At 53.1% G+C, this 26,302-nt stretch carries 22 protein-coding genes and 6 tRNA genes; 12 read left to right on the plus strand and 16 right to left on the minus strand.

Features of this window, described 5'->3' with window-relative positions; genetic code table 11:
* Positions 1 to 51: 51 nt before the first annotated feature.
* Positions 52 to 2,067, plus strand: coding sequence for an NAD-dependent DNA ligase LigA (gene ligA / locus M8370_RS08550; protein WP_250020766.1), 2,016 nt, complete (start codon positions 52 to 54; stop codon positions 2,065 to 2,067).
* Position 2,068: 1 nt separating this feature from the next.
* On the plus strand, positions 2,069 to 2,284 hold the full coding sequence (locus tag M8370_RS08555; RefSeq protein ID WP_003861328.1) for a DUF3820 family protein: 216 nt from the start codon (positions 2,069 to 2,071) through the stop codon (positions 2,282 to 2,284).
* On the opposite strand, the gene M8370_RS08560 is transcribed toward M8370_RS08555, so the two are convergent.
* Positions 2,281 to 3,276 carry a bile acid:sodium symporter family protein gene (locus M8370_RS08560; RefSeq protein WP_029883927.1) on the minus strand — a complete coding sequence of 332 codons (996 nt, stop codon included), beginning with the start codon at positions 3,274 to 3,276 and terminating at the stop codon, positions 2,281 to 2,283. The two genes, M8370_RS08555 and M8370_RS08560, sit on opposite strands and share 4 nt — an antisense overlap.
* A gap of 89 nt (positions 3,277 to 3,365) precedes the next feature.
* Here M8370_RS08560 and M8370_RS08565 point away from each other — a divergent pair, with 89 nt between their 5' ends.
* Positions 3,366 to 4,301: a LysR family transcriptional regulator gene (locus M8370_RS08565; RefSeq protein ID WP_013098193.1), complete on the plus strand. Its 936-nt coding sequence runs from the start codon at positions 3,366 to 3,368 to the stop codon at positions 4,299 to 4,301.
* Here the strand turns inward: M8370_RS08565 and M8370_RS08570 are convergent.
* The 5 genes from M8370_RS08570 to M8370_RS08590 form a co-directional block, all read right to left on the minus strand.
* Entirely contained in the window at positions 4,298 to 4,639 is a 342-nt protein-coding gene (locus M8370_RS08570) for a FlxA-like family protein (RefSeq protein WP_013098192.1), read from the minus strand. The genes M8370_RS08565 and M8370_RS08570 overlap by 4 nt on opposite strands.
* Positions 4,640 to 4,828: 189 nt before the next feature.
* A tRNA-Lys gene (locus tag M8370_RS08575) sits at positions 4,829 to 4,904 on the minus strand.
* A gap of 4 nt (positions 4,905 to 4,908) precedes the next feature.
* Positions 4,909 to 4,984 (minus strand) — tRNA-Val (locus M8370_RS08580).
* A gap of 29 nt (positions 4,985 to 5,013) precedes the next feature.
* Positions 5,014 to 5,089 (minus strand) — tRNA-Val (locus M8370_RS08585).
* Between the two features lie 42 nt (positions 5,090 to 5,131).
* Positions 5,132 to 5,207 (minus strand) — tRNA-Val (locus M8370_RS08590).
* Between the two features lie 258 nt (positions 5,208 to 5,465).
* Here M8370_RS08590 and gltX point away from each other — a divergent pair.
* Complete coding sequence (gene gltX, locus M8370_RS08595) at positions 5,466 to 6,881, plus strand: glutamate--tRNA ligase (protein ID WP_038420306.1); 1,416 nt, start codon at positions 5,466 to 5,468, stop codon at positions 6,879 to 6,881.
* Between the two features lie 43 nt (positions 6,882 to 6,924).
* On the opposite strand, the gene M8370_RS08600 is transcribed toward gltX, so the two are convergent.
* Together M8370_RS08600 and M8370_RS08605 are read right to left on the minus strand one after the other, a co-directional pair.
* Positions 6,925 to 7,320 carry a YfeC-like transcriptional regulator gene (locus M8370_RS08600; protein ID WP_013098190.1) on the minus strand — a complete coding sequence of 132 codons (396 nt, stop codon included), beginning with the start codon at positions 7,318 to 7,320 and terminating at the stop codon, positions 6,925 to 6,927.
* Between the two features lies 1 nt (position 7,321).
* Positions 7,322 to 7,684 (minus strand): YfeC-like transcriptional regulator, encoded by a 363-nt coding sequence (locus M8370_RS08605; RefSeq protein ID WP_250020767.1) that lies wholly within the window; start codon positions 7,682 to 7,684, stop codon positions 7,322 to 7,324.
* Between the two features lie 217 nt (positions 7,685 to 7,901).
* Between M8370_RS08605 and M8370_RS08610 the strand changes: the two genes are divergently transcribed.
* The 3 genes from M8370_RS08610 (at position 7,902) to M8370_RS08620 (ending at position 10,499) form a co-directional block, all read left to right on the plus strand.
* Positions 7,902 to 7,977 (plus strand) — tRNA-Ala (locus M8370_RS08610).
* A gap of 41 nt (positions 7,978 to 8,018) precedes the next feature.
* Positions 8,019 to 8,094: transfer RNA gene (locus tag M8370_RS08615), tRNA-Ala, on the plus strand.
* Between the two features lie 215 nt (positions 8,095 to 8,309).
* Positions 8,310 to 10,499 (plus strand): EAL domain-containing protein, encoded by a 2,190-nt coding sequence (locus M8370_RS08620; protein ID WP_044157883.1) that lies wholly within the window; start codon positions 8,310 to 8,312, stop codon positions 10,497 to 10,499.
* A gap of 44 nt (positions 10,500 to 10,543) precedes the next feature.
* Here the strand turns inward: M8370_RS08620 and M8370_RS08625 are convergent, their stop codons facing one another.
* A complete protein-coding gene (locus M8370_RS08625; RefSeq protein ID WP_013098187.1) occupies positions 10,544 to 11,731 on the minus strand; it encodes a NupC/NupG family nucleoside CNT transporter in 1,188 nt (395 codons plus the stop codon).
* A gap of 349 nt (positions 11,732 to 12,080) precedes the next feature.
* Here M8370_RS08625 and M8370_RS08630 point away from each other — a divergent pair, with 349 nt between their 5' ends.
* Positions 12,081 to 13,319 carry an Nramp family divalent metal transporter gene (locus M8370_RS08630; protein WP_038984362.1) on the plus strand — a complete coding sequence of 413 codons (1,239 nt, stop codon included), beginning with the start codon at positions 12,081 to 12,083 and terminating at the stop codon, positions 13,317 to 13,319.
* Between the two features lie 33 nt (positions 13,320 to 13,352).
* Here the strand turns inward: M8370_RS08630 and M8370_RS08635 are convergent, their stop codons facing one another.
* Both M8370_RS08635 and mgrA read right to left on the minus strand, forming a co-directional pair.
* Positions 13,353 to 13,709, minus strand: coding sequence for a DUF2502 domain-containing protein (locus tag M8370_RS08635; RefSeq protein WP_013098185.1), 357 nt, complete (start codon positions 13,707 to 13,709; stop codon positions 13,353 to 13,355).
* A 125-nt stretch (positions 13,710 to 13,834) separates the two neighbouring features.
* Positions 13,835 to 14,833, minus strand: a complete 999-nt coding sequence (gene mgrA, locus M8370_RS08640; RefSeq protein WP_023619795.1) for an L-glyceraldehyde 3-phosphate reductase — start codon at positions 14,831 to 14,833, stop codon at positions 13,835 to 13,837.
* A gap of 184 nt (positions 14,834 to 15,017) precedes the next feature.
* On the opposite strand from mgrA, the gene ipdC reads away from it, so the two are divergent.
* Positions 15,018 to 16,676, plus strand: a complete 1,659-nt coding sequence (gene ipdC, locus M8370_RS08645) for an indolepyruvate decarboxylase (RefSeq protein WP_250020768.1) — start codon at positions 15,018 to 15,020, stop codon at positions 16,674 to 16,676.
* Here the strand turns inward: ipdC and M8370_RS08650 are convergent, their stop codons facing one another.
* Positions 16,677 to 17,912 carry an ion channel protein gene (locus M8370_RS08650; protein WP_250020769.1) on the minus strand — a complete coding sequence of 412 codons (1,236 nt, stop codon included), beginning with the start codon at positions 17,910 to 17,912 and terminating at the stop codon, positions 16,677 to 16,679.
* Positions 17,913 to 18,117: 205 nt separating this feature from the next.
* Here M8370_RS08650 and glk point away from each other — a divergent pair, with 205 nt between their 5' ends.
* Positions 18,118 to 19,083, plus strand: coding sequence for a glucokinase (glk, locus tag M8370_RS08655; RefSeq protein ID WP_250020770.1), 966 nt, complete (start codon positions 18,118 to 18,120; stop codon positions 19,081 to 19,083).
* 31 nt (positions 19,084 to 19,114) lie between these two features.
* Here the strand turns inward: glk and M8370_RS08660 are convergent, their stop codons facing one another.
* Complete coding sequence (locus M8370_RS08660) at positions 19,115 to 19,846, minus strand: LytR/AlgR family response regulator transcription factor (protein WP_013098180.1); 732 nt, start codon at positions 19,844 to 19,846, stop codon at positions 19,115 to 19,117.
* Positions 19,847 to 19,859: 13 nt separating this feature from the next.
* Positions 19,860 to 21,557 (minus strand): LytS/YhcK type 5TM receptor domain-containing protein, encoded by a 1,698-nt coding sequence (locus tag M8370_RS08665; RefSeq protein WP_250020771.1) that lies wholly within the window; start codon positions 21,555 to 21,557, stop codon positions 19,860 to 19,862.
* A 386-nt stretch (positions 21,558 to 21,943) separates the two neighbouring features.
* Here M8370_RS08665 and alaC point away from each other — a divergent pair, with 386 nt between their 5' ends.
* Positions 21,944 to 23,179, plus strand: coding sequence for an alanine transaminase (alaC, locus tag M8370_RS08670; protein ID WP_045903403.1), 1,236 nt, complete (start codon positions 21,944 to 21,946; stop codon positions 23,177 to 23,179).
* Between the two features lie 55 nt (positions 23,180 to 23,234).
* Here the strand turns inward: alaC and ypdK are convergent, their stop codons facing one another.
* Both ypdK and lpxP read right to left on the minus strand, forming a co-directional pair.
* The gene (gene ypdK, locus M8370_RS23500; protein WP_099458937.1) at positions 23,235 to 23,306 is read right to left on the minus strand and encodes a membrane protein YpdK; all 72 of its coding nucleotides are present in this window, start codon (positions 23,304 to 23,306) and stop codon (positions 23,235 to 23,237) included.
* Positions 23,307 to 23,663: 357 nt separating this feature from the next.
* On the minus strand, positions 23,664 to 24,581 hold the full coding sequence (gene lpxP / locus M8370_RS08680) for a kdo(2)-lipid IV(A) palmitoleoyltransferase (RefSeq protein WP_058680696.1): 918 nt from the start codon (positions 24,579 to 24,581) through the stop codon (positions 23,664 to 23,666).
* A gap of 314 nt (positions 24,582 to 24,895) precedes the next feature.
* On the opposite strand from lpxP, the gene M8370_RS08685 reads away from it, so the two are divergent.
* Positions 24,896 to 26,275, plus strand: coding sequence for a diguanylate cyclase (locus M8370_RS08685; protein WP_013098174.1), 1,380 nt, complete (start codon positions 24,896 to 24,898; stop codon positions 26,273 to 26,275).
* The last annotated feature ends 27 nt before the right edge of the window (positions 26,276 to 26,302 follow it).

The raw sequence follows: 26,302 nt of genomic DNA on the forward strand, positions 1-26,302 counted from the left end.
CTCCTCCTCAACCCCCGCCTGTCGGGGGTTTTTTCTCATTGATGGTGCGATATGGACTCAATCGAACAACAAATCACTGAACTGCGAACCACGCTTCGCCATCATGAATATCTTTATCATGTGATGGACGCACCGGAAGTGCCGGATGCGGAGTACGATCGCCTGATGCGTGAACTGCGCGATTTAGAGGCGCAGCACCCGGAGTTGATCACCCCGGACTCCCCAACCCAACGTGTCGGCGCTGAACCGCTAGGTGCGTTCAGCCAGGTACGTCATGAAGTGCCGATGCTCTCTCTGGATAACGTCTTCGATGAAGAGAGCTTTCTCGCCTTTAATAAGCGTGTGCAGGATCGACTCAAAAGCAGCGACGCCCTGACCTGGTGCTGTGAGCTGAAGCTGGATGGCCTGGCCGTCAGCATCCTCTACGAAAACGGCGTGCTGGTCCGTGCCGCAACGCGCGGTGATGGCACCACCGGGGAAGACATCACCACCAACGTGCGTACCATCCGCGCGATCCCGCTGAAGTTGCACGGCGACAATATTCCTGCTCGTCTGGAAGTGCGCGGTGAAGTTTTCCTGCCGCAGGCGGGCTTCGAGAAAATCAACGAAGAGGCGCGTCGCACCGGTGGGAAGGTGTTTGCGAACTCGCGCAACGCGGCGGCAGGCTCTTTACGCCAGCTGGACCCGCGTATTACCGCGAAGCGACCGCTTACTTTCTTCTGCTATGGCGTCGGTATTCTGGAAGGAGGGGAGCTGCCGGACACCCACCTCGGGCGTTTGCTGCAGTTTAAAGCGTGGGGCTTGCCGGTCAGCAACCGCGTGCAGCTTTGCGACTCACCGGAGGCGGTTCTTGCGTTTTATCGCAAGGTTGAAGAAGACCGCCCGACGCTCGGTTTTGATATCGATGGTGTGGTGATCAAGGTTAACTCGCTTGCGCTTCAGGAGCAGCTAGGCTTTGTGGCGCGAGCACCACGCTGGGCTGTGGCGTTTAAATTCCCGGCCCAGGAGCAGATGACCTTTGTCCGCGATGTGGAGTTCCAGGTGGGTCGTACCGGAGCCATCACGCCGGTTGCGCGTCTGGAGCCGGTGCACGTGGCCGGTGTGCTGGTGAGCAACGCCACGCTGCATAACGCGGATGAAATCGAGCGTCTTGGCCTGCGTATTGGTGACAAAGTGGTGATTCGCCGGGCGGGAGATGTGATCCCGCAGGTCGTCAACGTGGTTCAGTCAGAGCGCCCTGATGATACGCGCGCCATCGTGTTTCCGACGCATTGCCCGGTATGTGGCTCAGACGTAGAGCGTGTGGAAGGCGAAGCGGTGGCTCGCTGTACCGGGGGATTAATCTGTGGCGCGCAGCGTAAAGAGTCACTCAAGCACTTCGTTTCCCGACGGGCAATGGACGTTGACGGCATGGGCGACAAAATTATCGACCAGCTGGTTGAGAAAGAGTATGTCCACACGCCTGCGGATCTTTTCAAACTGACGGCGGGTAAGCTGACCGGTCTTGACCGCATGGGGCCGAAGTCGGCTCAGAATGTGGTGAATGCGCTGGAAGCCGCCAAAGAGACCACGTTTGCCCGTTTCCTCTATGCGCTTGGTATTCGTGAGGTGGGTGAAGCCACCGCAGCAGGTCTGGCGGCGTACTTTGGCACGCTGGACGCGCTGGAGAAAGCGAGCATTGAGGAGCTGCAAAAAGTGCCTGATGTTGGCATTGTGGTGGCCACGCACGTCTTTAACTTCTTTGCCGAAGAGAGCAACCGCGACGTCATCGGAAAACTGCTGGAGCAGGGCATTAAATGGCCTGCGCCGGTCGTCGTCAATGCCGAAGAGATCGACAGCCCGTTTGCCGGTAAAACGGTAGTACTGACCGGCAGTCTCAGCCAGCTTTCACGGGATGATGCGAAGGCGCGTCTGGTGGCACTGGGGGCAAAAGTGGCGGGCAGCGTGTCGAAGAAAACGGATCTGGTGATCGCCGGGGAAGCCGCCGGTTCCAAGCTTGCAAAAGCGCAGGAGCTCGGGATTGAGGTAATCGATGAAGCAGAAATGATGCGTCTGCTGGGAGAGTAACGTGGAAAAAGAGCAGCTCGTCGAGATCGCCAATACAGAGATGCCGTTCGGTAAATATAAGGGCCGCAGGCTGATTGATTTGCCGGAAGAGTACCTTCTGTGGTTTGCCCGAAAGGATGAATTCCCGGCGGGACGACTGGGCGAGCTGATGGCCATCACGCTACTGATTAAAACCGAGGGGCTGACCCAGCTGGTTCAGCCCCTGAAACGTCCTTAAGCCTTCGCGGCGCGGGTCTCTTCCTGCGCCAGTTTTTCCGTCTGACGTTTATAACGACGCGCCAGTACTGCACAGACCATCAGCTGGATCTGATGGAAAATCATCAGCGGCAGTACCATCATCCCAATCACCGAGGTCGGGAACAGAATGTTGGCCATCGGGATGCCGTTTGCCAGGCTCTTCTTCGAGCCGCAGAACACAATGGTGATTTCGTCTGCTTTGTTGAAGCCGCACTTGCGTGCCACAAAGACGTTTACCGCAATGACAATCGCCAGCAGGACGATACTGACCACTACGATAAACAGCAGCGAGCCTGCGCCCACCTTATGCCAGATACCATTCACCACAGCTTCGCTGAAGGCGGAGTAAACCACCAGCAGGATCGACGTCTGATCGGTTTTTGAGATCCATTTCTTGTGCTTCGCCACAAACGCCCCCGTCCACGGACGAGAAAGATGACCAAGGACAAATGGCAGAAGCAGCTGCAGACAGATTTTCCCGACCTGCTCCAGATTACCGCCTGCACCGTGCATATTCATCAGCAGGCCAACCAGCAGCGGCGAGACGAAAATCCCTAACAGGCTTGATGCCGATGCCGAGCAGACAGCGGCCGCGACGTTGCCGCCTGCCAGCGAAGTAAAGGCAATCGCGGACTGGACGGTGGCTGGCAAAATACAGAGGTAGAGGAAACCGGTATAGAGCGCCGGGTCAACATTGACCGGAGCCCACCACGCAAACAGCACGCCGAGTATTGGGAAAAGAATAAAGGTGCTGCACATGACCCACAGGTGCAGTCGCCAGTGGCTTCCCCCTGCGATAATGGCTTCGCGGGAGAGTTTGGCGCCGTGCATAAAGAACAGCAGCGCGATGGCCGCGGTAGTGAGTCCTTCAAAGAATGGCACAAAACCGCCGCGTGCGGGGAAGAAGGAGGCCAGTAAAACGGTGACGACCAGGGTAAGTGTAAACGGATCAAGAATACGAAATAGTTTCATAATGACTCCTGAAAACAGATGTCGCTATTGTGCTTTGTTCCCTTTGAGAAATAAAATTGATTTATTGCATCTATTCATGAATTAAACAGATGAATTATTCCTTACGTCAGCTTCGCGTTTTTGTCACCGTGGCCCATGCCCGCAGCTTCAGCCGGGCAGGGGAGATCATTGGCCTGAGCCAGTCGGCCGTCAGCCACAGTGTGAAAGAACTAGAACTCCAGACAGGTGTGCGTCTACTCGACCGCACCACGCGTGAAGTGGTATTAACCGAAGCCGGACAGCAGCTGGCACTGCGACTGGAGCGGTTACTGGATGAACTGAACAGCACGCTCAGGGATGTCGGGAGACTGGGGCAGCAGCTTTCTGGCACCGTACGGGTGGCAGCAAGCCAGACGATTTCGGCGCATCTTATTCCGCAGTGTATTGCTGAGGGTAACCAGCGCTATCCGGATATCGATTTTGTGCTGCACGACAGGCCGCAACAGTGGGTGCTGGAGAGCATCCGCCAGGGCGATGTGGATTTTGGCATCGTCATCGATCCCGGCCAGGTGAGTGACCTGGAGTGTGAGATTGTGCTTTCTGAGCCTTTTTTGCTGCTCTGTCGGGACGACGATCCGCTGGCAATGCTGCCTCATGTCAGCTGGCAGACGCTGCAGGGCGCGAAACTGGTATTACAGGATTATGCATCGGGCAGCCGTCCATTGATTGACTCCGCGCTGAATGCTCAGGGGGTAAAAGCAACCATCGTGCAGGAGATTGGTCACCCGGCTACGCTGTTTCCTATGGTTGAGGCAGGCATTGGGATCAGCGTATTGCCTGCCCTGGCGCTGCCGTTGCCACAGGGGAGCCGGCTGGCTGTAAGACGGTTGACCCCGGTGGTTGACAGAAAGCTGATGCTGGTTCGACGAAAAAATCGTTCTCTTTCGGGGGCGGCACAGGCTATCTGGGAAGTGGTGCGTATCCAGGCGCAACGGTTAACCGAAGCCCGCATACGCGACCCACTGTTTAATGCTGCAGATGATTAGATGTAAATATCGATCTGATTGACATCTGATGGGTTGTTTACCCCTTCCACTTTGCCCTGCTTCTGATCTTGTTTCTTCTGGGCCTCTTCCGCCTGCTGGCGCAATAGTTGTGCAAGCTGTGTCTGCAGCACTTTAAGCTGTGCCTGAATGAGCTCCTGCTGTTTTTTCTTCTCTTCCGGGCTGCCGGCACTCTCTGGAAGCTCTTTTAGCTGTTGAGTTAGTTTGGTGATTTGCTCCGTAATGCGGCTGATTTGGGCAGCAATATCGTTGCCACTGGAAGCACTCCCACCACTGTTACTGGTTTGAATAGGGTGGGTTGATGTCTGAATGGTCGTCATAGTCTTTCCTCTTACCATAAAACAGAGATATCGGCACCGATGGTGGGAGCTTGAGGAAAACTGCTATATCTGGCAGGGCATTAGGCAGGCTGGAGCGGTCAGACTTATAATAAGAAGCTTCTGTTCGACAGGTTCGAATCATCTATATTGCAGATAGCAAAAAAGCGCCTTTAGGGCGCTTTTTTACATTGGTGGGTCGTGCAGGATTCGAACCTGCGACCAATTGATTAAAAGTCAACTGCTCTACCAACTGAGCTAACGACCCGAAATGGTGGGCGATGACGGGCTCGAACCGCCGACCCCCTCCGTGTAAAGGAGATGCTCTACCAACTGAGCTAATCGCCCATTTCGGAACTGCTGCGATAAGGTGAGAATGGTGGGCGATGACGGGCTCGAACCGCCGACCCCCTCCGTGTAAAGGAGATGCTCTACCAACTGAGCTAATCGCCCAATCTCAATTCTTATCTACACTGCGAGTCTACGTGAAGTAGATGGTGGGTGATGACGGGCTCGAACCGCCGACCCCCTCCGTGTAAAGGAGATGCTCTACCAACTGAGCTAATCACCCCCGCTGTGTGGAGTCGCATTATAGGGAGAGTTGAAAATGAGTCAACGCATTTTCTAAAGTTTTTATTCGTTCGTCGTAAAATTAAACAAAACGATCGTGAAATGGGCTGTGGCGCATGATTTCTAAACAAAAACAGCAAACTCGGTCACGATAAAGGGATCGACATTGAGGAATCGCCGCACAGTGATAGAATATTGCCCATCGTTTTTTCCCCAGGATTTGCCGATTGCCGGCATCTTTATAACGTAAGGCCATTTCATGAAAATCAAAACTCGCTTCGCGCCCAGCCCGACAGGCTACCTGCACGTCGGTGGTGCACGTACTGCTCTCTATTCCTGGCTTTTTGCACGCCACAACAAAGGTGAGTTCGTGCTGCGTATTGAAGACACCGATCTCGAGCGCTCCACGCCGGAAGCAATTGAAGCCATTATGGATGGGATGAACTGGCTGAATCTGCAGTGGGATGAAGGTCCTTACTTCCAGACCAAACGTTTTGACCGTTATAACGCGGTAATTGACGAGATGCTGGTCGCGGGTACGGCATACAAATGCTATTGCTCTAAAGAGCGCCTGGATGCGCTACGTGAAGAGCAGATGGCGAACGGCGAAAAGCCGCGTTACGACGGCCGCTGCCGCCATGACCACAGCGAGCATGCCGCTGATGAACCTTGCGTGGTGCGTTTTGCTAACCCACAGGACGGCTCTGTTATTTTTGACGACCAGATCCGTGGCCCAATCGAATTCAGCAACCAGGAGCTGGACGATCTAATCATCCGCCGTACCGACGGTTCTCCAACCTATAACTTCTGCGTGGTGGTTGACGACTGGGACATGGAAATCACCCACGTTATCCGTGGTGAAGACCACATCAACAATACCCCTCGTCAAATCAACATACTGAAAGCGTTAAATGCCCCTGTTCCGGTCTATGCGCACGTTTCAATGATCAACGGTGACGACGGTAAAAAGCTGTCTAAACGTCACGGTGCGGTCAGCGTTATGCAGTATCGCGACGACGGCTATCTGCCGGAAGCGCTGCTGAACTACCTGGTGCGTCTGGGCTGGGCTCATGGCGATCAGGAAATTTTCAGCCGCGAAGAGATGATCGATCTGTTCTCTCTGAACTCTGTGAGCAAATCCGCCAGTGCATTTAACACTGACAAGCTGCTGTGGCTGAACCACCACTACATCAATACCATGCCGCCGGAATATGTGGCGACTTACCTGCAGTGGCACATTGAGCAGGCCAATATTGATACCCGTACTGGCCCTGAGCTGGCGGACTTGGTGAAACTGCTCGGCGAGCGTTGCAAAACGCTGAAAGAGATCGCCGAAAGCTGCCGCTACTTCTATGAAGAGTTTGATGAGTTCGATGCGGATGCCGCGAAGAAACATCTGCGTCCTGTTGCGCGTCAGCCGCTGGAAGTGGTACGTGACAAACTGGCTGCCCTCACTGAGTGGACCGCCGAGAATGTGCATCATGCGATTCAGGCTACCGCTGACGAACTGGAAGTCGGTATGGGTAAAGTAGGTATGCCACTGCGCGTAGCGGTGACCGGTGCGGGTCAGTCTCCGGCGCTGGATGTTACCGTTCACGCGATCGGTAAGTCTCGCAGCGTGGCGCGCATTAACAAGGCTCTGGGATTTATTGCTGAACGTGAAAACCAGCAGTAAAACAGCCTGAGATGCAAAAACGGCAGGGTAACCTGCCGTTTTTTTATGCGTGTAATTCAGCAATACCCAGGCGCGTAAGAAAACCGCTGATGCCTTCGCGTTTTAGCAACACGTGCAGTCGCTCCTGTTCCAGCTGCGTCATGTTTTCAAGCGTGTCGACAATCTGCACGAGCAGATTCGATGACGCAGGATCGCCATAGGGCATCGTTGCTTCTGCCAGGTGGTAAACCGCCTGACGGTTGCGAATGGCAGGGAGGTTCATGATATGCTCCTTCACCCGAGCATCAATGTGGATCAGCCGCGCCCGTCCCCCTTTCACGCCATTGATCCCTTCGGTTTTCCAGCCCTGCTGACGAATCCAGCGGTTAACGGTTTGCCGGGCAACACCCAGGCTGTTCGCCAGCTCTTCCGTGGTCATTTTGCTGCGTAATCTTTTCATATCAGTTATGGTCGCGAATCCCTAAACGTTGCAACAATCCGGTAATCCCTTCCCGCAGTAACAGCGATGTCATCTGCTTTTGCTCTTCCGGCGTCATTTCATTCGCCAGCGTCAGAAGTAATGTGTGCAGAGAACCGTTTTGCAATGCATTTTCCGGCATATCTGCGGTTTCCGTTGCCCGGCGCGCGCTGCGGATAAAGTCACGCACTTTCTCGTTCACATGTACCAGGCGCGCTTTCCCGCCCTGAACTCCCGGTTTTGGCGATGTAACCCAACCCTCTTTGCGTACCCATTTATTGATGGTCTGGCGGCTATAGCCAGTGAGGAGGGCTAACTCTTCTGGCGTCATTCGTTCCTTGATCATACAATTTCCTGAATATTTGTGGGGTCAATTAACGGTTCATTTTATAGCACCGTTTTAGGTGAAAACGTGACAGGCTTAACTCCTGACTGCGAGGCGGCTCGCAAAGTGGTTCATTTGCATGATTTTTCGGCGATTGAACGGCAGTGATTGATTTTGCCGTTGACACTCCGCAGCGGAATTCATATTATGCCGCCCGTCAACATGACAGCTTTACGATGGGGCTATAGCTCAGCTGGGAGAGCGCTTGCATGGCATGCAAGAGGTCAGCGGTTCGATCCCGCTTAGCTCCACCAAACTCTGAACCCAACAGAGTAGGGTAAGTAAAGTAACATGTGGGGCTATAGCTCAGCTGGGAGAGCGCTTGCATGGCATGCAAGAGGTCAGCGGTTCGATCCCGCTTAGCTCCACCAAAATTTGAACCCTCGTCGAAAGACGGGGGTTTTTTTTATGTCTTTGTAACGACCTTCACCCTCTTTTGTTGCCAAATTAGCAGCGTTCCTATACCTCGCCTCAATCCAAATCAATAAACGAGTCTATAAATGGACTTCAACTTGATTCGAGCAATTAATAAACCTATTATCCGTCCGGCCAATAATTTGCATGGTAAAACAGATTATCCAACTTAATGAATAGAAAAACTTACAATAATGTAAAGATATTTATGATTGCTCTGGCGCTGTGTTTGATTACGGTGCCCTTTTCCCGTTATATCTCTCCACGCGCTATAGTAAATGGTCATGATGTTTATCTGGCATGGCTGCCGTTAAGCGTTATGCTGGCCGTCATTTTGTTATTTGGGCGCCGGGCAATCATTCCCATTCTTTTAAGTTTCACTATTGCTAACATTTACAATATTAATTTAGCACCACTACAATATTTAGTATTATTGATCTGTCAGACGTTTTCTGTTTTTGCTGCCTGCGGTGTCCTGCGCCTTGTGCTGGGCAAGCGCTGGCGCCACTGCGTGCCGAATAAACACATTGGGCAACGTATATTCTGGCTGGGCTTTATGGTGCCGATAGGCATTAAAGGGTTGATGTATCTGGCTGGCTTTTTATTTGATTTTCCCGTGACTATCTCAACATTCTTTGGCGAAGGCACCGTAATTTATAACATCGTTGATATTCAAAGCTTGATATGCGCAGCGTTGATTTTCACCATGATGTTCTATTATCCATTAAGAATGATAATTAATCCCCGCTATGTCAGAACCTTCTGGCTGCGGAGCGTGAAGCCAGTGTTTTTTCATAAAAAATCTTTGTATGTATTCATCTGGCTGGCTTTTTTAATTTTCACCCTTGCCGTGTTATGTGCGCCATTTGAGTCACCGGTTATTGCTGGCTATTTAATGCCAGTCATTTTTATTCTCTTTACGCTAGGTATCAGTCGCCTCAGCTATGCGCTCATCTCTTTACTGTGGGCTGCATCCGCTCTGCTGCTGTTGACCTATAACTACAACTTCCTTAATGGCGTCGAATCTGGGCATTCACTCTCCTTTATCCTGTCTGTGCTGATCTCTTTCGCTATCTGTCTGCTTTACATGTCGCGGCTCTACCAGCGAAGCAACTGGTTGAAGCAGGACTGGCAGGACAGGGCGCTGACCGACCCGCTGACTGGTTTACCGAATATTCGGGCGCTGGAAGAGTTTCTTCAGGCTCAGCCGGATGCAAAAATCTGCTGCCTGCGGATGGACAACCTGGAATTTTTAAGTCGCCACTACGGCATTCTCATGCGGGTGCATTGCAAACGTAGGGTAACCACCTCCCTGCAGCCGCTGTTGCAGAAAGATGAGAAGCTCTTCCAGTTGCCAGGCAGCGAGCTGGTCATTGTATTGCTGGGGCCTGAAACCGCTGAACGGCTGCAGCATATGGTCGATCAATTAAATAGCCGAAAAATTTACTGGAACAACACGGGGCTGGATATAGAGTTTGGCGCATCCTGGGGAATGGTCGAAAACGGCGAGAACTTGCACCATACGCTGGGCCAACTGAGCTGGCTGGCCGAGCAGTCATGCGGAGCGCATAACGTACTCGCGCTCACCAATAGCCTGGAGGCCGCGTCGGGGCAAACCACAGAACGGGTGCTGATGTTAGCGCGTATTAAACATGCCCTGGATGCCGGTCAGTTTCATTTATATGCCCAGCCGATCCAAAAAGCGGACGGCAGTGGTTATTACGAAATACTGGCGCGCATGGAAAGCGAGGGAGAGATTATCACGCCTGACCGCTTCATCCCGCTGATTGCCCAGTTTAACCTGAGCCACCGCTTTGATATGTGCGTGCTGGAAAAACTGCTGTTGTGGTTGCGCGATCATCCTCCGTCGCAGGGTGGCACTCGCTTTTCTGTCAATCTGATGCCTCTGACGCTGATGCAAAAAGAGGTGGCTACCGAGATTAGCGCGTTGTTCGAACACTATGGTATCGCGCCGCAGGACGTTGTCCTTGAGATCACGGAAGAGCAGGCCTTCTCGAACTCTGGCAGCAGTATCAAAAACCTTCAGCAGCTACGGGATCGTGGGTTCCGTATCGCGATTGATGATTTTGGTACCGGCTATGCCAACTACGAACGACTCAGACGCCTTCAGGCGGATATCATTAAAATAGATGGCTGCTTTGTTAAAGATATCTGTACCGACGACATGGACGCGATGATTGTGCAGTCGATTTGTAATCTGGCAAAAACCAAATCACTGTGTGTGGTGGCTGAATATGTGGAGACGCCGGCGCAACGTGACATGCTGCTGCGCTTTGGTGTGGATTACCTGCAGGGATACCTGATAGGCAAACCGACGCCGCTTGACGCACTGCAGGCATAAAAAAACCGGGAGCCAGGCTCCCGGTTCTCATATAACGTGACGGGTTACAGTACCAGTGCTGCGATAGACGCTGACAGTACGCTCACCAGCGTTGAGCCGTAAACCAGTTTCAGACCGAAGCGAGAAACAACGTTACCCTGTTCTTCGTTCAGACCTTTAATCGCACCGGCGATGATACCGATGGACGAGAAGTTCGCGAAGGAAACCAGGAACACGGACAGGATGCCTTCCGCACGTGGAGAGAGCGTGCTGGCGATTTTCTGTAGATCCATCATTGCAACGAATTCGTTAGAAACCAGTTTGGTCGCCATGATACTACCAACCTGCAGCGCTTCGTGAGCAGGGACACCCATCACCCAGGCAACAGGATAGAAGATGTAGCCCAGGATGCCCTGGAAGGAGATGCCCAGAACAGCGGCGAACAGGGCGTTCAGGGCAGAGATCAGGGCGATGAAGCCGATCAGCATCGCGGCAACGATAATCGCCACTTTAAAGCCCGCCAGAATATATTCACCCAGCATTTCGAAGAAGCTCTGACCTTCGTGCAGATTTGCCATCTGCAGGTTCTCTTCGCCTTCCTCAACACGGTATGGGTTGATCAGTGACAGCACGATAAAGGTACTGAACATATTCAGCACCAGAGCAGCAACCACATATTTTGGTTCCAGCATGGTCATATACGCGCCCACGATAGACATGGAAACGGTGGACATTGCTGTTGCGGCCATGGTGTACATACGGTTACGGGACATCTTGCCGAGAATATCTTTATACGCGATAAAGTTCTCTGACTGGCCCAGAATCAGGGAGCTGACGGCGTTGAATGATTCCAGCTTACCCATACCGTTAACTTTGGACAGTACGGTACCAATGGCGCGGATCACAATCGGCAGAACACGAATGTGTTGCAGAATACCAATCAGCGCAGAGATGAAGACGATTGGGCAAAGTACTTTCAGGAAGAAGAACGCCAGCCCTTCGTCGTTCATTTTACCGAAGACAAAGTTCGTCCCTTCGTTAGCGAATCCGAGCAGTTTTTCGAACATTTCGGAGAAGCCTTTTACGAAGCCAAGCCCCACGTTGGAGTTCAGGAAGAACCACGCGAGCAAAACTTCAATAACGAGAAGCTGAACAACAAAGCGAATGCGGATTTTTTTACGGTCATGGCTGACCAGCAACGCAAGCGCAGTAACGACAACGAGTGCCAGGACAAAGTGAAGGACGCGGTCCATATTTGCTCCAAATATGAGGCAGGTTTAATTTTCGTGCACATTCTATGTAACAACCGAAAAGAAAACGAGATCAAGGACACACTATAGTTACATCCTGTGACGAGTCTCAAAAATAGTGATCCACAATACATTTTTGTTATGTTAGGTAAATGAGTGAAAAGTTAAGTTTGTGTGCTAGTCTTCACAAAAGAGCGCGCGATTTCGGTTTCTGTTAGAGCGCCCCCGCTTACCCGCCTGTCTATCGTTCAAAGCTATCAGAGAAATCACTGCAACCGTTACAAATGATCTTGATAATCATTCTCATTTTGATAGCATTAAACATAGCAAAGGCTATATTTCAGAGGCAGAAATGACAAACAGTCGCGTAGAGGGTAGCAGTGGCAGAGCAGCGCGCAAGTTGCGGTTCGCATTAATGGGACCTGCGTTCATCGCTGCCATTGGCTATATCGATCCAGGCAATTTTGCGACCAATATTCAGGCTGGGGCCAGCTTTGGCTATAAGCTTCTGTGGGTGGTGGTCTGGGCTAACCTGATGGCTATGCTGATTCAGATGCTTTCCGCGAAACTGGGTATTGCCACCGGTAAAAACCTGGCGGAACAGATCCGCGATCATTACCCGCGCCCGGCGGTATGGTTGTACTGGATCCAGGCGGAAATCATTGCGATGGCAACCGATCTTGCCGAATTCATTGGTGCGGCAATTGGTTTCAAGCTGATCCTCGGCGTATCACTGCTGCAGGGGGCGGTGCTTACCGGCATTGCCACCTTCCTTATTCTGATGCTGCAGCGTCGGGGGCAAAAACCGCTGGAAAAAGTCATCGGCGGCCTGCTGCTGTTTGTCGCTGCGGCCTATATTGTCGAACTGATTTTCTCGCAGCCAAACCTGGCGCAGCTCGGTAAAGGGATGGTTATCCCAAGCCTGCCAACCTCTGAAGCGGTGTTCCTCGCTGCCGGGGTGCTGGGGGCGACCATCATGCCACATGTGATTTACCTTCACTCCTCGCTAACCCAGCACCTGCACGGGGGGACGCGCAAAGAACGCTATTCGGCAACCAAATGGGATGTGGCTATCGCCATGACGATTGCCGGTTTTGTGAATCTGGCGATGATGGCTACCGCTGCCGCAGCGTTCCATTTTAACGGTCACACCGGCATTGCCGATCTCGATCAGGCCTATCTGACGCTGGAGCCGTTACTGAGCCATGCGGCTGCGACCATATTTGGCTTAAGCCTGGTGGCGGCAGGTCTCTCCTCTACGGTGGTAGGAACACTGGCCGGGCAGGTGGTCATGCAGGGGTTCGTCCGCTTCCATATACCGCTGTGGGTACGTCGCACCGTCACAATGTTGCCGTCATTTGTGGTGATCCTGATGGGGCTGGACCCAACACGCATTCTGGTCATGAGCCAGGTGCTGCTGAGCTTCGGGATCGCACTTGCGCTGGTGCCGCTGCTGATCTTTACCAGCAACAAACATCTGATGGGCGAACTGGTTAACACCACGCTGGTGAAACGGACCGGATGGGTCATCGTGGTTGTGGTAGTGGCGCTGAACCTGTGGTTACTGATAGGCACGGCATTGGGGTTATAAAAGAAAAAGGAGCCGGGAGGCTCCTTTTTTAGATTAGTGACGACCGTGGCCGTGACCATGTCCACCGCGACCTTTACCGCCGCGATCCCAGCCGCCACGGCGGTCATCACGGTCGTTCCAGCCTTCGCGATAACCACGCTCGTAGGCGTTGTTTTTGTACCAGCCGCGGTGCAAACCATTATCATGTTTCCACCAGCGGTCGCCGCGCCACTCATAGTGACGGTGCCAGTAGTCACGGTCGCGCCAGTAGCCACCGTCCCAGTATCTGCCGTAGTCGTCACGATCGCCAATTTGTAATTTTACTGATGGCAACAGGGTGATTTCGCCAGCAGTGGCGACCAGCGGGGCCGAAGCCAGTAATACCGCTGCAAGAATCAGTGACCTGAACATACTCTTCTCCTTCACGATCGGGGCCTTAGGGGGCCTGTTAACGCAATTTTACGAGTTGGGAAAGCCTCGTTTCATCGCCTCAACTCCGAATTCAGACGTGATAGCACTTTTTGCTAAAACAGGATTTATTTTGAGCTATTCAGGATCCCGTCAATGGTGGCAAGCTCTTCCGCCGTGAAATGGCGGTTCTCCAGCATGCCCACTGCATCGTCTATTTGCCCGGTTTTACTGGCGCCAATCAGTACGGAAGTTACCGCCTCGTGGCGCAAAATCCAGGCCAGCGCCATCTGAGACAGCTTCTGTCCCCGGCTTTCTGCCAGCGCGTTCAACTTTTTGACTTTTTCCAGTTTCTCCTGGGTTATCTGATCCGGGTTCAGGAACTTACTCCCGCTCGCGGCGCGGGAGTCTGCCGGAATGCCGTTCAGATAACGATCGGTCAGTTGACCACCCGCCAGCGGCGAGAACGGAATGCAGCCGACACCTTTTTCCTGCAAAACGTCCAGCAAGCCCGCTTCCGGCGCACGTTCAAACATTGAATATTTCGGCTGATGGATCAGACACGGCGTGCCGAGGTCATGGAGTATGTCGATAGCCTGCCGTGCAAGCTCGGCCGGGTAATTGGACAAACCGACATACAGGGCTTTCCCCTGACGCACCAGATGGTCAAGCGCTTTCATTGTCTCCTGCAGCGGCGTTTCCGGGTCTGGACGGTGGTGATAGAAGATATCGACATACTCCAGCCCCATACGTTTCAGGCTTTGATTCAGGCTTGCGATGAGATATTTACGCGATCCCCAGTCACCGTAAGGGCCGTCCCACATGGTATAGCCCGCTTTCGTCGAGATGATCAGCTCATCGCGCCACGGCAGAAAATCTTCCTGCAAAATGCGGCCGAAATTGCGCTCGGCGGAACCGGGAGGCGGACCATAGTTATTGGCAAGGTCGAAGTGTGTAATACCAAGATCAAATGCGCGCTGTAAAAGTTGACGGCTGTTTTCGATAAGCGTGGCGTCACCGAAGTTGTGCCAGAGCCCAAGAGAGACGGCGGGTAATTTAACGCCACTTTGCCCACAGCGACGATACAGCATTGTCTGATAACGGTTTTTATCTGGCTGATAGTGCATTCTCATGACCTCTGGCGCTAAAAAGTAAGAACAGTGTATGCGTTTACACTGATGCGAAAAAACAGAGCATAGCGCAGCCTTTTTTGTAAAGCATTCTTTCCATACTCTTCTTTCTGCCATTTCTGGACAGCCATCACGCTTATTTAATACTCAAAGTGAGGTCAACGTCAGAAGGACACCTGTTATGCGAACCCCGTACTGCGTCGCCGATTACCTGCTGGACCGTCTTACAGATTGTGGTGCCGATCATCTGTTTGGCGTGCCGGGCGACTATAACCTGCAGTTTCTCGATCATGTCATCGACAGCCCGGATATCTGTTGGGTGGGCTGTGCCAATGAGCTAAACGCATCTTATGCCGCTGACGGATATGCCCGATGTAAGGGCTTTGCCGCGCTGCTGACAACATTTGGCGTAGGGGAATTAAGTGCCATGAACGGCATGGCTGGCAGCTTTGCTGAGCATGTTCCGGTGTTACACATTGTGGGGGCACCGGGTACGGCCTCACAGCAAAAAGGGGAGCTGCTGCACCACACGCTGGGTGATGGTGAGTTCCGTCACTTCTACCATATGAGTGAACCGATCACGGTCGCGCAGGCGATCCTGACCGAACAAAACGCCTGCTATGAAATCGACAGAGTATTAACAACCATGCTGCGGGAGCGACGTCCAGGCTACCTGATGCTGCCTGCTGATGTGGCTAAAAAATCAGCCACGCCGCCTGTAAACGCTCTCACGTTTAAGACCGCGCATGCCGATAACGCCTGCCTGAAATCGTTCCGAGACGCCGCCGAGAGCAGGCTGAAAACAAGCAAGCGTACCGCGCTGTTGGCCGATTTCCTGGTCCTGCGCCACGGCATGAAACATGCCCTGCAGAAATGGGTGAAAGAGGTGCCCATTGCCCACGCCACCATGCTGATGGGCAAGGGCATTTTTGACGAACGCCAGCCCGGTTTTTATGGCACGTACAGTGGTTCGGCAAGCGTCGGGGCGGTAAAAGAGGCCATCGAAGGGGCGGATACGGTACTGTGCATTGGCACGCGTTTTACTGATACCCTGACGGCGGGGTTTACCCATCAGCTGACGCAGGCGCAAACGATAGAAGTGCAGCCCCATGCCGCACGGGTGGGGGATGTCTGGTTTACCGGTATCCCTATGTCTGACGCGATCGAGACGCTGGTGGCTCTCTGCAAACAGTATGTCCACGATACCCTGGTGCCAGTCTCTCACAGCGGTATCGCCTTCCCGCAATCCGAGGGCTCGCTCACTCAGGAGAATTTCTGGAGCACCCTGCAAACCTTTATTCGCCCGGGTGACATTATTCTTGCCGACCAGGGAACGTCAGCCTTTGGTGCGATCGATTTGCGTCTGCCGGCAGACGTGAATTTTATCGTCCAGCCGCTGTGGGGCTCCATTGGCTACACCCTGGCCGCGGCGTATGGTGCCCAAACCGCCTGTCCAGACCGACGCGTCATTGTGCTCACGGGGGATGGCGCCGCGCAGTTGACCATTCAGGAACTGGGCTCGATGCTGCGTGATAAACAGCACCCCATTATCCTGGTGCTCAACAATGAAGGGTACACCGTAGAGAGGGCCATTCACGGACCGGAACAGCGCTATAACGACATTGCCTTATGGAACTGGACGCAAATTCCGCAGGCACTGAGCCTGGATCCTCAGGCACAGTGCTGGCGGGTCAGTGAAGCGGAACAGTTGGCGGAGGTGCTCGAAAAAGTGGCACACCACGAGCGACTGTCACTGATTGAAGTGATGCTACCCAAAGCGGATATCCCGCCGCTGTTAGGGGCGATTACCAAAGCGCTGGAAGCGCGTAACAACGCCTGATCACTTGTCGTTACGCCAGGCCATCATCATCGGTTTGCCCGCCAGCAGGAGCCAGGCGGGCAACATCACGATGCAAAGTAACGGGATGAGAGTAGTATCCGGAACCACCACCGCGGCCATAAACAGGCTCAGCCAGGCATCACGTGTCACCACCAATACCAGCCCCAGAATAGAGCAAGAGACGGTAATCGCCGCCGGAACGGCATCCACATGTTCATGCAGCATCAGCCCCAACGCGACGCCAACAAAGACCGCCGGGAAGATCCGGCCGCCACGGAAACCGCACGCTGCCGCCACCACCAGCGCAGCCAGCTTTATGAGTGCAAACAGCAAATAATCGGACACGCTAAACACCTGACTGAAGGCCAGCTGTTGCATCTCATCCAGACCTTTAAACAGCGTTACCTTACCGCCGATGGCTCCTAAAATGCCGAGGATCAACCCACCGACCCCGAGGATAAGCACCGGATGTTTGAGCTTATGCACCAGCCGGTGCAGACGCGGCAGACACCATACGGCGATCATCCCCAGCGCAATGGCAATAGCGACCACAACCGCACCGCTGAAGATATCGGCTATCTGCATCTGGCCGTAGTGGTGAAGGGAGAGCGAGAAGTGTGGATTGAAAAACAGACTGGTGGTGAGCGCACCGGCCGCGGCGGCCATCAGTGGCGCAAAGAGTTTATCCCAGAGCGGCACGTCGTTATTGCTGGAAAGCGTCTGCGAGAAAATCAGCGCGGCCGCGACCGGCGTGCCGAAGAGCGCGCCAATGGTGCCAGCCGATGCCAGAATCGTCCAGTCCAGGGCCCCGACGCGGGGTAAAATGCGTGAACCGAGATACACCGCCAGACCGATGTTGACCGCCATGATCGGGTGTTCCGGCCCCAGGCTAACGCCGCCCGCCAGACCGATAATCAACGCGATAATGAGCCCTGGCAGCGCTGCAGGTGCGACCGGAGCACCAATCAGCGGTTCCAGCGCCGGATCTGGCCCGGCGTGCCCTGGGCTAAAGCGGATCACCAGACCCACCGCAATCCCCGTCAGGGTCAGCATCATAATGATCCACGCCGGCGAATCAACGCTGATACCCACCTGAGCCGGAAGCGCAGTCCATAACATCGTTTGCAGCACCGAGGCGACTTTCATCACGACGATAAGCACCAGGCTTGAGACAATACCAATAATTAAGGCCGGGATTGCCAGCAACAGCATGGTTCTGGCTCGCGGGTGGAGCATGATAATTTCCTTGTACAAAAAGGTATTACGTTACTTTGCACAATCAGCATTGTGGCAATAGTGCAAAAGGTGCTGAAACGGTAAAGTTATTCTGTGACGAAGATCGATAATCCCGGGGCATTCACCTTCCGGTCGTTGTTGTTATCACGCCTTGAATTTACAGTGTTCCAAAGATTTATTCTGACTTTAGCGGAGCAGTAGAAGAATGACAAAGTATGCTTTGGTAGGAGATGTGGGCGGCACTAACGCGCGCCTGGCATTATGCGATGTAAGTAGCGGTGAAATTTCCCAGGCGAAAACCTATTCAGGGCTGGATTACCCCAGCCTTGAGGCCGTTGTACGCGTCTATCTGGAAGAGCACAAGGTCAGCGTTGAAGATGGCTGTATCGCGATTGCCTGCCCGATTACCGGCGACTGGGTCGCGATGACCAACCATACCTGGGCATTTTCCATTGCCGAGATGAAAAAGAACCTCGGCTTTGCACATCTGGAAATCATCAACGACTTTACTGCGGTGTCGATGGCCATCCCGATGCTGAAGCCAGAGCACCTGACTCAGTTTGGCGGTACTGCCCCGGTAGAAGGCAAGCCGATTGCCGTATACGGTGCTGGTACAGGGCTGGGCGTTTCGCATCTGGTTCATGTTGATAAGCGCTGGGTGAGTCTGCCGGGTGAAGGTGGCCACGTGGACTTTGCACCGAACAGCGAAGAAGAGGGCATTATTCTGGAAGAGCTACGCGCTGAGATCGGCCACGTGTCGGCTGAGCGCGTGCTTTCCGGCCCGGGGCTGGTAAACCTGTATCGTGCCATTGTGAAGTCTGACGGCCGTCTGCCGGAAAATCTGCAGCCGAAAGACGTGACCGAGCGCGCACTGGCAGATAGCTGCATCGACTGCCGTCGCGCACTGTCGCTGTTCTGCGTGATAATGGGGCGTTTTGGTGGCAACCTGGCGCTTACGCTCGGCACCTTTGGTGGCGTTTACATTGCCGGTGGCATTGTGCCGCGCTTCCTGGAGTTCTTCAAAGCGTCAGGCTTCCGCGGCGGGTTCGAAGACAAAGGACGTTTTAAAAGCTACGTGCGGGACATTCCTGTTTATCTGATTGTGCACGACAACCCGGGTTTACTTGGCTCGGGCGCCCACCTGCGTCAGGTGCTCGGCCAGATCCTCTAAAACCCAGCCCCTCTCTTGCGGGAGAGGGGATTTACAGGTGCATTAACTGGCGGAACTCTTTGACCTTGCTGCGGCTCACTGGCACCTGAAAATCAAGATCCTTCAGGCGCAAAATGTAGGTATTGTTAAACCACGGCTCGATCTCGCGGATCTTGTTTAAATTCACACAAAACGAGCGGTGACAGCGGAAGAAATGCGCTGTCGGCAGCTTGCTGCAAAACTCGGTAATGTTCATCGCCATCACGTACGATTCCCGCCGCGTATAAACAAACGTCATCTTTTCATGGGCTTCGGCATAGTAGATATCGTTAACCGGCGTCACGATGATACGTTCATCCTTCACCAGGTTAATCGTGTCATTCTCACGTACTGCGGGGCTTGCGGTGACAGGGGCGTTCTGCTGTTGCCACGCGGCCTCCAGCTTTTGCAGCATGGTGACGATGCGCGACTCCTGGTAAGGCTTAAGGATATAGTCAAACGCCTCCAGCTCGAAGGCTTCAACCGCGTGCTCCTTCCAGGCGGTGACGAAGACAATAAACGGCTTATGGGCAAACTGATTGATGTTTTGCGCCAGTAATACGCCATCCAGCGACGGAATGTTGATATCAAGAAAAATGGCATCAACGCGGTTATGCTGCAAAAACTTCAGCACGTCCAGACCATCGTCAAACGTGCCCACGATCTCCATCTGACTGTGCGTTTTGATGAGCCAGCTCAGCTCCTGTTGAGCCAGAAACTCATCTTCTACAATGATCACTTTCACGGGTTACTCCGGCCTAAGGCAACAGGGATGTAGACGCATGAACGGGAGAGCGTTCATTCGGAATATAAAAGGCGATCTCGGTGCCCGGTTCAAGGCGCTGAATATGCAGCCCGTCGCCGTACAGCAGTTTGACCCGGTGGTGGACATTCAGCAGCCCAATCTTATTCCCCGGCATCTCGTTGGCCTCAACGCGCTCAATGACTTTAGGATCAATTCCGTGGCCGGTATCGCGCACGGCAATTCGCACGCGGTTGCCGCTTTCGGTCACGCTAATGGTCACCACCCCTTTCCCTTTACACGGCTGAATCCCGTGGACAATAGCGTTCTCAACCAGCGGCTGGATCAGCAGGCTTGGGATCACACAGTTGACCTCTTCATCAATATCGTAAATGACCGTGAGTTTGTCACCAAAGCGCGCCTGCTCAATCGCAATGTAATCCTTGATCTGATAAAGCTCTTTTTTAATGTCGATCTGCTCGTCATCTTTTAGCTCAATGTTGTAGCGCAGGTAGCGTGACAGATTGAAAATCAGCTGACGTGCGGTATCCGGATTAAGTCGAATGGACGAGGAGATCGCATTCAGCGCGTTAAACAGAAAATGAGGATTAATTTTACTCTGCAGCGCGCGCAGCTCTGCCTTATTTGCCATCTCGCGCAGCTGTTCCGCGCGGGAGACCTCCAACTGGGTAGAGATAATCTGCGACAGCCCGATGGCCATCTCCTGCAGGGAGGAGGTGATCTGGTGCGCGTGGCAGTAGTAAATTTTCAGGGTTCCCGTCACCACGCCTTTCTCCCACAGCGGGATCACCAGCATGGAGTGAATTTCTGGGGTTCTGTGGGCTTCATCATTGTTTTTAATGATGATTTTACCGTAATTGATCGCCTGCCTGGTGGTGGGGCTGATGGTGTCATCGCTGTCCTGATAGTTATGCTCACCCACGCCAACATAGGCCAGGACGTGGTCGATATTGGTAATGGCCACGGCATCGGCATGAATATCGCGACGGATGATATCGCAGACCTGACGTAAGGATTCAGCGTTAACATGGCGGAAGAGCGGCAGCGTTTTGTTGGCGATATCCAGCGCCAGCTTGGCCTGACGTGCGGCGCTGGCCTCTTTTTCCCCTTCAACGCTTTGCACCAGCAGCACAATAAAACCGATACAGACGCTGCCGAGGATCATCGGAATGCCGATTTTAGAGACAATATCCAGCCCCAGCGCGATGGTGGGAGCCCAGACGACCACCAGAACCATGGTCAGCGTTTCGCACAGCATGCCCGCGATGATCCCGGTGCGCCAGTGCTGCTTTTTCGGGATTTTGCGGTTAATCCAGCCGGAAAGGACGCCGGCGATGATGCTGGTGATAAAACACGGCACCGCCGTCACGCCGCCGATATCTATCAGGTAACGATGTGTCCCGGCAATGAGACCCGTAATAATGCCCACCCAGGGGCCAAACAAGATCCCGCCGGACATCACGGCGATAACACGCACGTTGACCAGCGACCCTTCTACCGGCACCCCGGACCAGGTGCTGAACAGGGCGAACAGTGAAAAGATGGCGGTAACGGCCAGCAGCTCTTTTGCCGAGTGGGCGGACTTGTGCAAAAGCTCGCGGAACAGGCGAATACGAATGAGGAAAAACAGGCAAATCAGCATTAATGCCGCACGGTCAAAAACCGCCAGCAGCATATCGAATATTTCGTGCACGAGTCGACCAGCGAAAAGAGGAAAGCCCAATGATAAAAAACCTGACGCCTGTTGACCAGCTATCCGTCGGGTTTATCAAATGAGGAAAAACCATAATCTTCAAAGGGGATTGAGAGTGGCTTCCTGAAGATGCCAGTTTTTTTACTCCTGGAGAACGGCAAGGTAACAGCTTTGATATCATCATGTTAAATACTGGGTATTAAAATTGCACAATAAGCAGGAACGCTTCCGCTTTCGGTATCTGAAGGTTCCCGTTTTTAACGCGACATCTTTTTTTTGCTTAACCCCTCGACAGCATGTTTTTTTTCAGGTTATTTTCTAAACACGCCACATAAGTGGCAGCGTCGCTCGGACGGTCCGGGCGCTAACGTTAATCTGAGGAATCTATGGCTGAATTCAGTCCTGAACGCCGTTTTACGCGTATCGATCGTCTCCCCCCTTATGTTTTCAATATCACTGCTGAACTGAAGATGGCTGCGCGTCGTCGCGGCGAAGATATTATCGATTTCAGCATGGGTAACCCTGACGGCCCAACGCCTGCGCATATTGTTGAGAAGCTCTGCACGGTCGCCCAGCGCCCGGATACGCACGGTTACTCCACCTCTCGCGGCATTCCTCGATTACGTCGCGCGATCTCTCGCTGGTACCGGGATCGCTATCAGGTTGACATCGATCCGGAAAGTGAAGCCATTGTCACCATTGGCTCGAAAGAGGGGCTGGCGCACCTGATGTTGGCTACGCTGGATCATGGTGATACGGTGCTGGTGCCTAATCCAAGCTATCCCATCCATATTTACGGCGCGGTGATTGCCGGGGCGCAGGTTCGCTCTGTGCCGCTGGTGGAAGGGGTCGATTTCTTTAACGAGCTGGAACGTGCGATTCGCGAAAGCTATCCGAAACCGAAGATGATGATCCTCGGCTTCCCGTCTAACCCTACGGCGCAGTGTGTAGAACTCGACTTCTTTGAGAAAGTCGTCGCACTGGCGAAGCGTTACGATGTGCTGGTGGTACACGACTTAGCCTACGCCGATATTGTGTACGACGGCTGGAAAGCGCCTTCCATTATGCAGGTTCCGGGCGCACGTGATGTGGCGGTGGAGTTCTTTACCCTGTCGAAAAGCTACAACATGGCGGGGTGGCGTATTGGCTTTATGGTGGGTAACAAAACGCTGGTGAGTGCACTGGCGCGTATTAAGAGTTACCACGATTACGGCACTTTTACCCCATTGCAGGTGGCCGCTATCGCCGCGCTGGAAGGCGATCAGCAGTGTGTTCATGATATTGCCGCCCAGTATAAACGCCGTCGCGATGTGCTGGTGAAAGGGCTGCATGAGGCTGGCTGGATGGTGGAAATGCCGAAAGCGTCAATGTATGTCTGGGCAAAAATCCCTGAGCCTTACGCGGCGATGGGGTCACTGGAGTTTGCCAAAAAGCTGTTGCAGGACGCGAAAGTCTGCGTCTCGCCGGGCATTGGCTTCGGTGATTATGGCGATACCCATGTACGGTTCGCGCTGATTGAAAACAGCGACCGTATTCGTCAGGCGGTGAGGGGCATTAAGAGTATGTTCCGCGCCGACGGGCTTCTCGCATCAAAGAGTGCCGCTGAACAGCACGAATCTTAATGACATAAAAAAACAGGAGCCAACGGCTCCTGTTTTTTTGACTGCATGTTCTTCGCTAGATCATCAGGGCGAAGGTTCCGGCCCACACTAAAACAATCACCGAAATGCCCATAAAGAAATATTTCACGTTTCATCGCTCCGCGTATCTTCTGGTACGCACTTAAAAACAGAGTCCACCTGATTATAGAGAACTGACATTTGCCTGAGACGGAAATGAGAATTATCCCGTTACGATGCAAACTCCAGCTCAGAATTCTGTGCTTTCCTGTTGCCAGACGGCGCTAATGTACGCCTAAAAATGAGGGGTGACAAGAGGCATTTTTTTAAATACTTTCCGTAACTTACGGGTGTCGTGGAACGGCGACAGTTTGATTTCAGAGCGCAATAAATCCACGTTGAGCGACGGCAAGAAAAGACAATTACTCAGGGTGATTACAGGTGATTGAAAAGGTTAGTTTCTTAGCGAAACCAACCTTTCTCCACATTAAATATAGAGAGACGCTTCGCCATGCGGCCGCGTTTTGAAACGGCGATGCATCCACAGATACTGCTCCGGCGCGCGCATAATTTCGGTCTCGATAACTTTATTGATGAACGCTGCGGCTTCGCATTCATTTTCCGGATAGTTTGCCATCTCCGGAGAGATGTGCAGACGATAGCCAGATTTATCAACCTTTCTTACCATTGTCACGGTCAGCATTGCGGCGCCTGACAGACGCGAAATCACGAACGTGCCGTTGGTGGTGGCGACATTTTTAACCGCAAAGAAGGGCGCAAAACTGCTGCCTTTACGTCCGTAGTCCTGATCGGGTGCAAACCAGACGGCTTCGCCTTTCTTCAGGGCGCCGACCATACCGCGCAGATTGTTACGGCTGATCATCGCCTTATTGGAACGCATGCGACCACGGGTTTGTACCCACTCCATCAGCGGACTGTTGTGCGGGCGGTAGGTGGCCATCATCGGCTGACAAAGCCCCATTACTCGGCCGCCCAGCTCCAGCGACATAAAGTGGACACCAACTACCATCACGCCACGGTTTTGCATTTGCGCGCGTTTCAGGTTTTCGAGACCTTCCACGTCAAACCATTTGCGGACGCGCTCATCAGGCCAGAACCAGGCCATGCCGGTTTCAAGCAATGCCATGCCGATAGATTTAAAGTTCTCGGCAATCAATGTTTCGCGCTGCTGCGCATTATACTGGGGAAAGCACAGTTCGAGATTTTTACGGGCAATAGATTCACGACGTTTGAGGAAGTGGCGGGACGCGCTGCCGAGCCTGGAGCCCAGTACGCGAATCACAGGATAAGGAAGTTGAACCAGAAGCCAGAGTACGCCAAGACCAAACCATGTAAACCAGTAACGCGGGTGTAAAAACGCACGTTTGAAGTGGGGTTGAGACAAAATAGTGAACCTATGTAAAGCCTTTGAAAGTAACGCATAAAGCGATACCACGTGCCAATTAGACCGTTGGACAAGGTCATGGTTGCAGGCTTTACCGATCTTTACGGCGTTGCCTGACCACTGCTGACGTTGGGTGGGCGGCGTAATGTAGCACCGTTATACGATATGTGCTATTACTCGTTTTTGATTAAAAAAGCGGCACCTGGAAAGGGTGTTGATTTTGTTGCTGTTGTTGATTATCACGCATGCCAGACGGTGAATCCGTGCGCTCAATTCCCGTCGGACAAGCTAACGATCTCCCCTGGAGGGTGTAAATGGAAACCTATTTACAAACCGTAAGGGATGAGTGGATTCAGTTAATCAATGAAACGGATCCCCTCGTTCATCAACTTACTGCGCAACTGGCCAGCGATCATGCTTCTGGTCTGATTACGGAGTTTTATCGTGTGGTCCTGGCCGACCCTCATGCAGCGGAGTTTCTGACCACTGAGCAGGTTGAAAGGCAGCTGCAGGAGGCGCTGCGCCGTTGGCTTGTTGATGTTCTCTCCTGCCGGGTTGAACAGGTTGATGAACAGATGCGGGCTCAGCAGCGCGCCGCCGATGTTCATGCCCGAATAGGTATATCGGTCGACCTGGTTGAGATGGGTTTCCGGATCCTGAAAAAGCTGTTGTTACCTCTTATTAATGCCACACCACACCCTTCTGAGACCAAGTTAAGCATCTATCACTACGCCATTAACAGTATTGATCTGGCAATGGAGGTGATGTCGCGCGCCTATGTCTTCAGCGAGAACAATGCGGCAAAAGAGGACGAGAACTATCGAATCTTCTCGCTGATGGAAAATGCGGAAGTTGAGAAGGAGCGGCAGACCGCCGCATTGCTGACGTGGGAACTGTCGCTGCTTTATAAAGTGATGCTGGACTCCAGCATCGACAACAGCCGGCCGCTCGGGCAGTCCGACTTTGGGCTGTGGTTCAGTCATAAGGGACGTCACTACTTCAGTGGTATTGCCGAAGCAGGGCATATCTCTCGTCTTATCCAGGAGTTCGACGCGGCTTTTCATGACGTTCGTCAGACAGACGATGCCCTTCACGACAGGCTGCGGCAGGTGCAATTTTTGCGGCTGACGCGAACGACCTTCTCGCAAATCGTGACCCTGCTGCATGAGCTGTTTGATGAGGTAGCCCGGCACGAGGTGGGTGTGGATGTGCTCACGCGTCTGCTCAACCGTCGCTTCCTGCCAACCATTTTTAAACGTGAAATTACCCAGGCAAGTCGTTCTGGTACGCCGCTGTCGGTGTTGCTTATTGATGTCGATAAGTTCAAGCAAATCAACGATACCTGGGGGCACAACACGGGAGATGAAATATTAAGAAAGGTTGCCGGGGCGTTTTATGACAACGTTCGCACCTGTGACTATGTCTTCCGCTACGGCGGAGATGAGTTTTTGATTGTGCTAACGGAAATCACCGAAGCCGATACCCTGCGCATTGCCGAGCGGATCCGCCGACGCGTGGAAAAAATTAAGGTTCATTCCCCGACAGGCGAGCCAATACCGTTGTCGCTTTCGATTGGGGCGGCCATGTTTAATGGTCATCCTGACTACGAACGTCTGATTCAGGCTGCGGATGAGGCGTTGTATGGGGCAAAACGACGGGGGCGAAACTGCGTGGAGTTATGGAAAGCGCAGTGACGTTTACTATCAAAGTGTCCCCTGCAG

It is taken from the genome of Enterobacter cloacae complex sp. OE43NF, from assembly GCF_023544405.1.
Lineage (GTDB): Bacteria > Pseudomonadota > Gammaproteobacteria > Enterobacterales > Enterobacteriaceae > Enterobacter > Enterobacter cloacae.